Origin of the sequence: Chroococcidiopsis sp. TS-821 (assembly GCF_002939305.1) — a bacterium.
Taxonomy (GTDB): Bacteria; Cyanobacteriota; Cyanobacteriia; order Cyanobacteriales; family Chroococcidiopsidaceae; genus Chroogloeocystis.
Window position 1 is genome coordinate 123679 of record NZ_MVDI01000004.1, and the last position, 13084, is coordinate 136762.

Annotated in this window: 12 protein-coding genes; all 12 read left to right on the plus strand. The window is 44.4% G+C overall.

Annotation, left to right across the window (positions count from 1 at the left end):
* Positions 1-385 precede the first annotated feature (385 nt).
* The 12 genes from B1A85_RS13550 (at position 386) to egtD (ending at position 13083) form a co-directional block, all read left to right on the plus strand.
* Complete coding sequence (locus B1A85_RS13550; RefSeq protein ID WP_104547442.1) at positions 386-1378, plus strand: hypothetical protein; 993 nt, start codon at positions 386-388, stop codon at positions 1376-1378.
* 153 nt (positions 1379-1531) lie between these two features.
* Complete coding sequence (locus tag B1A85_RS13555; RefSeq protein WP_104547443.1) at positions 1532-1951, plus strand: DNA-binding protein; 420 nt, start codon at positions 1532-1534, stop codon at positions 1949-1951.
* Between the two features lie 78 nt (positions 1952-2029).
* Positions 2030-3382, plus strand: a complete 1353-nt coding sequence (locus B1A85_RS13560) for an APC family permease (RefSeq protein WP_104547444.1) — start codon at positions 2030-2032, stop codon at positions 3380-3382.
* 107 nt (positions 3383-3489) lie between these two features.
* Positions 3490-4152, plus strand: coding sequence for a methyltransferase domain-containing protein (locus B1A85_RS13565; RefSeq protein ID WP_104547571.1), 663 nt, complete (start codon positions 3490-3492; stop codon positions 4150-4152).
* An 85-nt stretch (positions 4153-4237) separates the two neighbouring features.
* Entirely contained in the window at positions 4238-4870 is a 633-nt protein-coding gene (locus B1A85_RS13570) for a fasciclin domain-containing protein (protein ID WP_104547445.1), read from the plus strand.
* A gap of 77 nt (positions 4871-4947) precedes the next feature.
* Entirely contained in the window at positions 4948-5757 is an 810-nt protein-coding gene (locus B1A85_RS13575; RefSeq protein ID WP_104547446.1) for an SDR family oxidoreductase, read from the plus strand.
* A 67-nt stretch (positions 5758-5824) separates the two neighbouring features.
* Positions 5825-6298, plus strand: a complete 474-nt coding sequence (locus B1A85_RS13580; protein ID WP_104547447.1) for a pentapeptide repeat-containing protein — start codon at positions 5825-5827, stop codon at positions 6296-6298.
* A gap of 56 nt (positions 6299-6354) precedes the next feature.
* Positions 6355-6930, plus strand: a complete 576-nt coding sequence (locus B1A85_RS13585) for a pentapeptide repeat-containing protein (protein WP_104547448.1) — start codon at positions 6355-6357, stop codon at positions 6928-6930.
* Positions 6931-6955: 25 nt separating this feature from the next.
* Positions 6956-9643 carry a glucosidase gene (locus B1A85_RS13590; protein ID WP_104547449.1) on the plus strand — a complete coding sequence of 896 codons (2688 nt, stop codon included), beginning with the start codon at positions 6956-6958 and terminating at the stop codon, positions 9641-9643.
* Between the two features lie 60 nt (positions 9644-9703).
* A complete protein-coding gene (gene egtC, locus B1A85_RS13595; RefSeq protein ID WP_104547450.1) occupies positions 9704-10492 on the plus strand; it encodes an ergothioneine biosynthesis protein EgtC in 789 nt (262 codons plus the stop codon).
* A gap of 42 nt (positions 10493-10534) precedes the next feature.
* Positions 10535-11770, plus strand: a complete 1236-nt coding sequence (gene egtB, locus B1A85_RS13600; RefSeq protein ID WP_104547451.1) for an ergothioneine biosynthesis protein EgtB — start codon at positions 10535-10537, stop codon at positions 11768-11770.
* Between the two features lie 287 nt (positions 11771-12057).
* Positions 12058-13083 carry an L-histidine N(alpha)-methyltransferase gene (egtD, locus tag B1A85_RS13605; RefSeq protein ID WP_104547572.1) on the plus strand — a complete coding sequence of 342 codons (1026 nt, stop codon included), beginning with the start codon at positions 12058-12060 and terminating at the stop codon, positions 13081-13083.
* Position 13084 lies beyond the last annotated feature (1 nt).

Below are 13084 nucleotides of genomic sequence, written 5' to 3' on the forward strand. Positions count from 1 at the left end.
ATTTTAGATTATTAATGATACCAAATTAATGTATTTAATAACTTAATTAGATACCGTAGCGTAGATCCAAAAAGCAACAAAATGTTGTAATAGTATCAGAATTGCTATTAAATCTAGTTAACAATTGTTACTCGATTGTAGACGATTTGAGGAGTGAGGAGCAGAATATAAAAGCTACAGTGAGTTTTATAAAACCTTTTGCGTATTCTTTCTGGTAGAGACCTAAATTCTCTGCGAAACGCAAGTATAACTTTTGGCAGAAATCTTTTTGATACCAAGCTTTTGTCACATTTACGTCACATTTGTCAGGAAGACTGAAGATAGTCAATCCAGTCTATCACCCTGAATCACTGAGGTCAATGTAAGGAATACTAAGGAATAACGTATGAAAACCATTTTGTTCAGGCGTGCTTCACTTGTAGCAAGTCTTACAGCGGTAGGGATTGTTACTAGTGCAGTATCAGCTCAGGCTCAAGCCGTTAATTATGATGTGCAAACAACTGCAGATGCAAACAGCAATGTTTCAACTTCAGCGTCTGCACTGGTAGGTGGAAATGCGCCTGGTACAGATGGCAATGGTTCCATCATGTTGAGTCAGGCTAACCTAGATAACCTAGGACCGACGCAAGGCGACATTGATGACCAAATTGAGTCAGCCCCACCAAATCCTTTAAATCAAACAACACCAAGCCCGGATGGCACGACCACGACGCCAGGCACTAGTCCAAACCTCGTGCAACCTCAGCCAGCGCCAGGAGTGACACCAGACCCCACCTTCCCAGGACCAACACAAACACAGCCAGCGCCAGGAGTGACACCAGACCCCACCTTCCCAGGACCAACACAAACACAGCCAGCGCCAGGAGTGACACCAGACCCCACCTTCCCACAACCAACAACACCGCAACAAGTGCCCGATACCGCACCTCCAGATACAACTGTAGAACCTGCAATTGTACCTGGTACAGCAACGCGTGGCGGTGCTAGCTACATTGGTGTTGGTGGCAATATTGGCTTCGGTGGAGCTACCACTTTGAGTGAAGGTGCTTTTGCTGTCTATAGTAAGATTGGTTTGACTGAAACTTTCTCAATTAGACCAGCAGCATTCTTTGGAGATAACACTGTAATCGCTGTCCCGATTACTGCCGATTTTCCACCTGCCGAAACAGGAATAGCCGCAGCGCAACTTAACGTGGCTCCCTATATAGGTGCAGGAATTGCAATATCTACAGGTCAAGATAGCACGGCGGGTGCTTTGATTAGTGGTGGTGTTGACGTACCATTGACAGAACAGTTCACAGCAACTGCGGGTATCAACATTGGTTTTATTGACGATACCGAAGTTGGATTACTCATTGGAGTCGGCTACAACTTCTAAACCCTCTTAGGTAGATCCCTAAGTTGCCTTTAGCCGTGTTATACGCGCTTAGGGATTGCCTACTCAATTAATTGCGTCACTCAATGTTCATGTTGCTGTCACTCTACTGTCATATTTAGCTTTGACAATATTGACAAGATGAGGAAATCAGCTATGAACAGGCATTTTCTAATTGGCTTGGCTATAGTAGCGTCAGTTTCCACATTAGGACTACCTACTATAGCGCGATCGCAAACCCGAATCGGCGATCTACAGCAACGTCCTCCTGGAATAACAATATCTGGTCGAGTGACAAGCGTTGTTGGCAACGACTTCATCCTAGAGGATGACTCAGGGCAGATCGTAGTCGATGCTGGACCGCGGTGGTGGCAGGAGATCGACGTTTCTCCAGGAGAACAAGTTACCGTCAACGGCGAACTAGGAAGAGGTGGTGAATTTGATGCTTTCTCGATTACGAGAGCCGACGGTACAGTTATTCAAATTCGCCCCGCACAAGGTCCGCCGCCTTGGGCTGGTGGTCCAAACCGCGCTCCTGGAGCAAGAAGTAGAGGCAATACTCCAGTGCAAAATTAGCCAGTGATAAATCTTTGGTGGTACTTATAGCAATCGGAACATACCAGGTAAGAGAAACCGCTTGGGACAAAATTTATAGTGGAGCAACGGGAACACAGCTTACATCAAGAAAGACTAGCAAGTACTGCAACGGCACCTAAACCAGCACTAGCCTTTGGAGATGCGATCGCAATTATCGTTGGTATCGTCATCGGTGCTGGAATTTTTGAAACACCTGCGCTGGTTGCTGCAAATAGCGGTAATGGGGTCGTTGCGCTCGGAGCTTGGGTTTTGGGAGGACTAATATCTTTACTTGGCGCACTATGCTATGGCGAGCTAGCAACAACCTATCCGCACACGGGTGGTAATTACTATTACTTGTTACGGGCATTTGGCAAACCTGTTGCTTTCTTATTCGCTTGGGCGCGCATGACAGTGATTCAAACTGGCTCGATTGCTTTGCTAGCATTTGTCTTTGGTGACTATGCTTCACAGCTATTGCGTCTGGGAACTTATTCACCTTCAATTTATGCAGGGTTGGCGATCGCTCTATTAACTGGTTTGAATATAGTTGGCGTACAACAAGGCAAAGTGGCACAGAATTGGTTGACCGCCGCCAAGGTTTTAGGATTGTTACTTGTGGTAGCTGTTGGTTTAGCTGCAACGATTGAACCTCCGCAACCAGCGACGATCTCTAGCGAAAGTAGTTTAGGACTAGTCATGATTTTTGTGTTGCTGTCATATGGTGGGTGGAACGAGGCGGCTTATATTTCTGCGGAGATCCGTAACGTCCGACGCAACATGGTACGATCGCTCGTATGGAGTCTGGGAATTATTACAGCAATTTATTTGCTCATTAACCTTGCATATCTGCGTGGTTTGGGTCTTGCTGGTACCGCCGGTTCACAAGCTGTTGCTGCCGATTTGATGCGCGGTGCCTTCGGAACGCCTGGGGCAGTGTTTATCAGTTTTCTGATCGCGATTTCTACTTTAGGTGCTACCAATGCCACCATTTTTACGGGTGCGCGTACGAATCATGCCTTGGGGCAAGATTTTGCTAGATTTGCCTTTCTCGGTCGTTGGCGAACAAGTAGTAATACTCCAGCAGCTGCTTTACTCGTCCAAGGAGCAATTTCCTTATTACTGGTGTTGTTTGGAACGCTAGCTCCGCGCAATGGCTTTGAGACGATGGTGGACTATACAGCGCCGATATTCTGGTTCTTTTTTTTACTCTCTGTTATGACTATCTTTGTCCTACGACAGCGCGAACCACATCTGCGTAGACCTTTCCAAGTGCCGTTTTATCCTGTCACCCCGCTCGTTTTTTGTATCATTTGTATCTATTTGCTTTACTCTAGCGTGACCTATACCGGAATTGGAGCGCTACTCGGTTTAGTTGTCGTTATATCGGGTATACCACTGTTGTTTTGGACTCGCCAGCAACAAACTTGAGCAAGTAGTACCAATTTTGGATTTTGAAACCGCTCGCGAAAAGATTGTTGAACGTTTGTACAGAGCAAACATCAATCCAATTGGTATCAAAAGGAGAAATTGAGTATATGCAGCAAACGATCAAAAGTTTATTAGTAGCAGGTATAGGGGCGGGTAGCTTACTCATTGCGGGGTGCGAGCAACAACGTCAATTTGAAGTAGAAGCACAACAACCAGCGCCCACAGTTCAAACGCAATCACCTGCGCCTGCGACTGCGCCGACTCAACCGCAAGAACGCGCACCTGACGTACCTTATGTGCCGACTCCGCAAGAGGTCGTAGACCAAATGTTGCAGTTGGCAAATGTCACTAGCAACGATGTAGTGTACGATCTAGGAAGTGGTGACGGTAGAATTCCTATTACTGCTGTCCAAAAGTTTGGTGCAAGTAGGGCTTATGGAATCGAAATTAATCCCGAACTTGTACAACGTGCCCGTCAAAATGCCGATACTGCCAACGTAAGCGATCGCGTCCAGTTTATCCAACAAGATCTATTTCAAACAGATTTACAGGACGCTACTGTAGTCACGCTCTATCTGTTACCAGATATCAACATCAAGTTACGTCCCAAGTTACTACAAGAGTTAAGACCAGGCACTCGCATTGTCTCCCACGACTTTGATATGGGTGAGTGGCAACCAGACGAAGTCGTTCGCGTCCAAGGACCAAGTCGCCAACATACGCTTTACCTATGGACTGTACCAGAAAATGTTCCCGCAAACTTGCAATAACGGGAAGCAACTAGTGCGTAGTAATTGATGAAGGGCGATTAACAACTAGCTACTAACAACTTGAAGCAACAATCAGGAGCATCTCATGAAAACGAACAATCGTAAATCTACACTGAGAAAATTTGCTGGAATTTTAGGTGGAATCGCAATTCTCCCTGTATTAGCAGCGTGCGGTCCAGAAACTACGACAACACAGGTATCGCCAGCACCAGAAGCGACTCCGACAATTACTCCCGCACCAGGCGAAACACCTGCCGATCAAACAACTCCTACAACACCAACGACAGAAGCAACAGACTCTATCGTTAATGTTGCCAGCGGCGACCCTCGCTTTAGTACTTTAACCGAATTAGTGAATGCTGCGAATTTGACCGAAACGCTTGAAGGTGAAGGACCTTTCACAGTCTTTGCACCAACCAACGAAGCGTTTGCTGGCTTGTCAGAATCAACGCGCCAGGAATTGCTACAACCGGAAAATCGCGAAACGCTCAGAAGAATTTTGCAGTACCACGTAGTTCCCGGAGAAGTTACTTCAGATCAATTGCAGTCAGGAGAGGTAGCATCAGCAGAAGGTAGTCCCATTAACGTGCAAGTTGATGATGCTGCTGACCAAGTTAGAGTTAATGATGCGACAGTAACCGAACCCGACATTCAAGCAAGCAATGGCGTTATTCATGCAATTGATAGCGTCATTCTTCCCCCAGGTCTTAACCTATAAGTGACATAGTATGAGCGGTGTACTGCGGTGCGGTACACCCGCATTTTTTTTAGCATTTTGATTAAAGGTTGACGCGTATGCAAGGTCTTAAAGGAAAAAATGCTTTGGTGACTGGTGCAACTTCGGGTATCGGTCAAGCGATCGCAATTCGCCTCGCCCAAGAAGGAGTGAATGTCGCCATCAACTACCGCAAAAGCCCAGAGGATGCGGCAGAAACCGAAGAACAGATGATGCAGAAAGCTTGTGGTGATATTGAAAATTGTGGCGTCAAATCACTACCCGTACAAGGTGATGTCTCTAAAGAAGAAGACATTATCCGCATGGTTAATACTGTTGTTGAACAACTTGGTAGTTTGGATATTCTTGTCAACAACGCTGGAATTCAAACAGAATGTCCATCACACGAAGTTGTAACAGATGATTTCGATAAGGTAATTTCAGTTAACCTACGCGGTGCTTATCTTTGCGCGCGCGAAACAATCAAGCACTTGCTAGCGCAAAATCGTCAAGGAGTTATTATTAATATCTCTAGCGTTCATGAGATTATTCCGCGACCAATGTATGTCAGCTACTCCATTAGTAAAGGCGGGATGGAAAATCTGACAAAAACTTTAGCTTTGGAGTATGCAGATCGCGGTATTCGTGTCAATGCTGTAGCACCTGGAGCAACAATTACTCCCATTAATGAAGCGTGGACAGACGACCCAGAAAAGAAAGCCGAAGTAGAAAGTCATATTCCGATGGGGCGTGCGGGAACTTCTGAAGAAATGGCAGCAGCAGTCGCTTTTTTGGCATCAAGTGAAGCTGCATATATTACCGGACAAACTCTATTTGTAGACGGCGGACTCACACTTTATGCAGATTTTCGCGAAGCTTGGTCGGCATAAAGGTAGATGCTAAAACCTCCGTACTTTTGGCAGGATTGGTAAAAACAATTACTGTGAGGAGGGACAAATGAATCGGTTCGCTGCGAAAACAACGCTTGTAGGAACTATTGCACTAAGTTCTTTAGGTTTTGTATTCGGATCTGTACTCAACATACCCCAAGCGATCGCACAATCAACGCAACAATCCCCTGAAGTACAGCGGTTACTCAACACCAAACAATGTCCTGGCTGCAACCTTCGTGGTGCTAACCTGCGAAATGCCGATTTAGAACAAGCAAACCTGAGCGGCGCTAATCTTCAAGGAGCCAATCTACAGAATGCTGACTTGGAAAAGGCTAATCTTCAAGGTGCTAACTTACAACAAGCAAACTTGAGCGATGCAGACTTACAAGAGGCAAACTTACAAAATGCAAACTTACGAAACGCTAACTTGCGAAGCGCCGATCTAGAAGATGCAAATCTGCAAGGAACGAACCTCGATGGAGCTAATTTGCAAGGAGCCGATTTAGAAGGAACTATTCGCGCTAATCAAAATCGGTAATTTAATTGAGGCGCAGAATAACAGATTGAATGAGCATGAGGAGGAATCAATAAGCTATGAATAAATTAATTACAAGAACATCAATTCTTTGGGTGACAGCCTTAGGTCTTTTTGGCTGCAATACTGGAACGTCAACGCAAGAGCCTCAAGCAGTTGCACAGCCTCCAACACAACCGGTAGAACAAGTAGCACCAACGCAACCAGTAGCACAAGCACCAACACAATCTTCTGACGTACAACGGTTACTCAATACTAGACAATGTCCGGGATGTAACCTAAGTGGTGCAGATCTGCAAAGCGCCAACTTAGAAGACGCAAACTTACAAGGCGCGAATCTTCAAGGTGCTAATCTCCAAAACGCTGACTTGGAAAGAGCAAATCTACGCGAGGCAAATCTACAGCAAGCTAACTTAAGAGATGCTGACCTAGAACGAGCAGATTTACAAGCGGCAAATCTCTCTAATGCAAATCTTCAAAGCGCTGATTTAGAAGAGGCTAATCTCCAAAATGCCAATTTCCAGAATGCTAACTTGCAAAATGCAGACTTGGAAGACGCTCGCGTACAAGGAGCTAACTTTGATGGGGCAAATCTCCAAGGTGCTGACCTAGAAGGAACGAATCTGAGAAGATAGAATAAGCATTCACGGAGCGACGCTGATGACTCAAGAAGAAATCAGACTCGAAGAAGACCGAACGCGTAAAGCCTATTGGCGACGTTGGGGACCTTATTTGAGCGAACGTCAATGGGGAACAGTGCGGGAAGATTACAGCGCGACTGGTTCAGCTTGGGATTATTTTCCTCACGATCATGCTCGCTCCCGTGCTTATCGCTGGGGAGAAGATGGCATTGCCGGAATTTCGGATAATCACCAGCGCTTGTGTTTTGCGATCGCGCTTTGGAATGGTGTCGATCCAATTCTTAAAGAACGTATTTTCGGCTTGACGGGACCTGAAGGCAATCACGGCGAGGATGTTAAAGAGTATTACTTTTATCTTGACAACACGCCCTCTCATGCTTATATGAAGTGTTTGTACAAGTATCCGCAGCAAGCCTTTCCCTATGCTGAATTAGTTCAAGAAAACCAGCGTCGTGGCTATCACGACCCAGAGTTTGAATTACTCGATACAGGAATCTTTGATGGCGATCGCTACTTTGATGTCTTCGTCGAATATGCCAAGAACTCCGACGAAGATATCTTAATTAAAATCAAAGTTATTAATCGCAGTTCCGAAGAAAAAACACTACACTTACTTCCAACATTATGGTTTCGGAATACCTGGTCGTGGGAAGAAAATAGCCAAAAACCTCTTTTAAAGGAACTTAAATCAAACACATTTAGCATCGTTGAAGCTGCACATCCAACATTAGGTGAAAGATGGCTGTATTGCGAAGCAGCTACAGAACTTTTATTTACGGAAAACGAAACTAATTACGAAAGATTATTTGGCGAACCTAATAAATCACCTTATGTAAAAGATAGTATCAATGATTACGTTGTTCGTGGTAAGAAAGAAGCGGTTAACCCCGATCGAGTAGGAACAAAAGTTTCTCCTTACTATGTATTAAGTATCGGTGCAGGACAAGAAAAAGTTGTTTGCTTAAGACTTTGCAATACATCAAATTTAACCGCGCCTTTTGGAGAAGAATTTGAGCAAATTTTTGCAACACGTCAACACGAAGCTGACGAGTTCTATCAACGTATTTCTCCTAACGTTAGCGACCCTGACGCGCAAAGCGTACAGCGTCAAGCCTTTGCTGGCTTACTTTGGACAAAGCAGTTTTATCATTACGTCATTGAAGATTGGTTAAACGGCGATCCGACTCAGCCTACACCACAGCGAACGTACAAACGCAATCAAGAATGGATTCATCTATTTAATGACGACATTCTTTCGATGCCTGATAAATGGGAATTTCCTTGGTTTGCCGCTTGGGATTTAGCTTTTCATGTTATACCGCTAGCGATGATCGATCCTGATTTTGCTAAGCGTCAAATGGATCGTCTAACTCGCGAATGGTATCTACATCCTAACGGACAAATGCCTGCGTATGAATGGCATTTTAGCGATGTTAATCCTCCTGTTCACGCTTGGGGAACTTGGCGCGTCTACCAAATTGAAAAACAAATGTATGGACGTGCAGATAAAGACTTTCTCGAACGCGTATTTCAGAAATTACTTTTGAATTTTACTTGGTGGGTAAATCGTAAAGATGAAGAAGGCAATAATGTCTTTCAAGGTGGCTTTTTGGGTTTAGATAATATTGGAGTTTTTGACCGAAGTTCGCAACTACCCACAGGAGGATATCTCGACCAATCGGATGGTACGAGTTGGATGGGGATGTATTGTTTAAATATGTTGGCGATCGCGCTTGAATTAGCCAAAGATAATCCCCCTTATGAAGATATTGCCAGTAAGTTTTTTGAACACTTTCTTTACATTGCTGATGCGATGAATCACATCGGCGGTACTGATGTCCACTTATGGGACGATAATGATAATTTCTACTACGATGTTTTACACTTTCCCCATAATGAGCGAGTTCATCTCAAAGTTCGTTCGATGGTTGGGCTGGTACCACTTTTTGGCGTAGAAGTTCTAGAACAAGCAACCTTAGATGCTTTTCCTGGTTTTAAGAAACGATTTGAGTGGTTTATTAATAATCGCTCGAATTTAACTAGGAACATTGCTTGCATGGAAGCAGAAGGTGTAGGAGAAAGACGATTACTTGCAATTGTTAATCAGAATAAGTTACGATTAATTCTCCAAAAAATGTTAGATGAAACTGAATTTTTGAGCGATTATGGTGTTCGCTCGCTTTCTAAGTTTCATGCAAAAAATCCCTACATTTTTGATGCGGGAAATGCGCAGTATCGCGTAGATTATGAGCCAGCAGAGTCTACAAGTGGAATGTTTGGCGGAAATTCCAATTGGCGCGGTCCTGTGTGGTTTCCGATGAATTTCCTAATTATTGAATCGCTGCAAAAGTATCATAACTATTTAGGCGATGAGTTCACCGTAGAGTGTCCTACAGGATCAGGTAGATACATGAACCTAGAAGAAGTAGCTACCGAGTTATCACAGCGATTAATGCGGATATTTCTACGTTCAGGACAGCGTAGACCTGTGTTTGGCGGAATCGAGAAGTTCCAAAACGACCCGCATTGGCAAAATTGGATTTTATTCCATGAATATTTTAATGGCAATGATGGCGCAGGACTAGGAGCAAATCATCAAACAGGTTGGACAGGTTTAGTCGCTGACTTGATTCATCAAGCATATCAGCACGCACCTTCTGAAACTGAGCGATGGCAAAAATCCTTAAAAGCAAGAGTGATTGATTAATCCCTAGACAACCCGTGCTTACAATAGTGAAGCATTGTTACAACTAACACAGCTTTACTTATGTGCCGTTTGCTTGCTTATCTAGGTTCATCGATTTTACTTGACCGCATATTAACTAAGCCAGAACACTCATTGATTGTGCAAAGTTATCAGCCGCGCGAGATGAATTCGGGACTACTCAATGCTGACGGATTCGGAATTGGTTGGTATCACGCACAAAAGGAAACGAATCCGTTTACATACAAAAATGTACTGCCAATCTGGAACGACACGAATCTTTCGAGTTTGGGACGCTATATCGAATCAGGATGCATCTTAGGGACGGTACGCAGTGCAACAGCAGGTCAAGCGGTAGATCTCAGTAATTGTCAACCTTTTGATTATCAGCAGTTATTGTGCATTCATAACGGTCGAATCGAAAATTTTCGCGAGACACTCGCTAGACCATTACGCGATCGCTTAAGTGATGTGGCGTATAAATCAATTAAAGGTAGCACCGACTCCGAACACTTTTTCGCATTGGTGATTGAAGAATTACACAAAAACCCTAGTGCTACACTCACACAAGCACTGCAAAATGCTTTACTTACACTAGATCAATTAACGAAATTGTATAACATTACCGCATCCGCCAACATGGTTATCAGTGACGGACAGCAGCTAGTTGCTTCGCGGTTTGCGACTAACACGCAAACACCTTCACTTTATTGGCTACGCGACGATCCAACGTATCCAGAGTCAGTCATCATTGCTTCAGAACCTTTGTTTGCGGGTGATTGGAATCCTGTTCCTGAGCAAAGTCTTCTCACGGTAGGCAAAGACTTGAATGTTCAGATAGCTCAACTATAGAAGCCAAAACCTAAAACTTAATTCTTCCCTACTCTAAAAAAAATGTCTCGTCGAGTAGCTCAACCCAATATCTTAGACCAACAGCGACAACAGCTAAAACACGCGTTACAACAATGTCGTCACAGTACCCTCGCATTATTCCAAGCAATCGATTACGATACATTCTGCCGTCAGGCGCATCCCGAATTTAGCCCTGTAGGTTGGCATTTGGGTCATATTGCGTATACCGAAGCTTTGTGGATACTCGAACACTGCGCGAAAAGACCCCGTCTGTTTCCTGAGTTTGGTCGCTTATTTATCGCCGATGGTTTACCAAAAGCCGAACGCCAGAATTTACCGACACTCGCACAAGTTCAACACTACCTCGATACTGTGCGATCGCAAGTTCTGGAATACTTAGAAATTGCAGACCTCGACCAGCAAGAACGTCTCTGGCGTTGGCTCATTCAGCACGAAAGTCAGCACAGTGAAACGATCGCCTTCGTCTTAGAATTGCTAAAAGTTCAATCAGGCTATAGCGTTCAGGATGTACCCAGTGCGCCACCTTCAGAAATGATTGAAATTCCCGCAGGCTACTGCGAACTGGGAAACGATTCAGTTGATGCAATGGATAATGAGCGTCCGGTGCATCGCGTTTATTTAGATACTTACTGGATCGACCGTTATCCTACTACGTGCGGACAGTACCAGGAATTTATCAACGCTGGCGGCTATCAAAATTCCCAATGGTGGTCAGAGGCTGGTTGGCAATGGTTGCAACAAGCGCAAGTAACACACCCACTTTACTGGCAAAATGTCACTGCTGATTCTCCAGTATATGGCGTAAGTTGGTATGAAGCCGAAGCGTATGCGCGATTTGTCGGTAAGCGGCTACCAACCGAAGCTGAATGGGAAAAAGCTGCTAGTTGGGATGCTACGCACGAATGTCGCCGTACTTATCCTTGGGGAGATACTATACTAGGAGCTCAAAAATGTAATTACAACTGTGCTGTGGGAAGAACAACACCCGTCGATACTTATCCTAATGGGCAAAGTCCTTATGGTTGCTACGATATGCTAGGAAATGTTTGGGAGTGGACTGCATCGCTATTTCAGGGTTATCCAGGTTTTACACATTACCCTTACATCGGCTATTCCCAAGTTTATTTCGACGCGCAACATTATGTCCTACGCGGTGGTAGCTGGGCAACTCGTCCTTGGGCTTTACGCTGTAGCTTTCGCAACTGGTATCATCCGCACATCCGGCAAATCTTCGCAGGCTTTCGTTGTGCTAAGTGATGGTGTTTCGCTTTAATTGACGACATACAAATGGGTAGCAGAGGTGCAGAAAAGAAATTATAGTATGTGTTTTTTCGGGCATAAGCAAGAGTTATTCCAGATTTGGTTCCCATAAGCTTGAAACATCTAGCTCAAGCGTGATTTTATAGGCAATAGCTTTATGATTTACTCACTAAATATGACTCATGAGTTTTGAGGCGAATCGCGATCGCCTAAGTGCAGTAAACTAAACGTTGCTGCTTTTTTATGCCTACGCAATTTATCCCGCCTTGGCAAACGGAGGTTTAATGTCCTTATCCAAAGCTGCAAGCAATACGTTAGAATTTACACCTCGACGCTTGCAGATCGAGTATTTGATTGACTCTACCGCACAAGCGAAGACAATTGACGGCAATGACGTCATTCAAGGCTTAACTCAACATCCCAAGTCACTTCCAGCACGATACTTTTACGACGATCGAGGTTCTCAACTGTTTGAGCAAATTTGCACGTTACCAGAGTATTATCTCACGCGCACAGAAACCGCGATCTTGCAAGAATATGCATCAGAAATTGCTCAGATTACTGGGGCTTGCGAACTTGTAGAACTTGGTAGTGGAAGTTCGACAAAAACGCGTATTCTCTTGGATGCTTACAAACAACTCGGCTACCCTTTACACTACCTACCCATTGATGTCAGTGCTGGTATTTTAGAAAGCAGTGCAAAACAACTATTAGCTGATTATCCATCGTTGCAAGTCCACGCGCTCGTTAGTACCTATGAATTAGCGCTAGAAAAGCTAATTCCTACACAACTTGCTAGCCGGATGATTTGTTTTATCGGTAGCACCTTAGGAAATCTTACTCCCAATGAGTGCAATACCTTTTTCGCGCAGGTTACTGCTGCATTGCAGCCTGGGGAATATTTTTTATTAGGAGTAGACTTACAAAAGCCAAAAGAAATCCTCGAAGCCGCTTATAACGATCGCCAAGGTGTCACAGCGGCTTTTAATTTAAATATGCTACAACACCTCAACGCGCGCTTTGGTGGCGATTTTGACTTACAGCAGTTTGAACATTGGGCATTCTACAACGAAACTCAGCATCAAATTGAAATGCATTTACGCAGTCGGCGATCACAAACTGTTTGTTTACGCGCTTTAGATCTCGCGGTCGAATTTGCTACTGATGAAACCATCCTTACGGAAATTTCGCGTAAATTTAATCTCAATACCATTCAACAAGAACTTGCCCAGCAAAACCTAAAACCAGTTCAAGCCTGGACAGATCCAAAACAATGGTTTGGCTTGATCCTGTGTCAATTGCAAGCTTAAG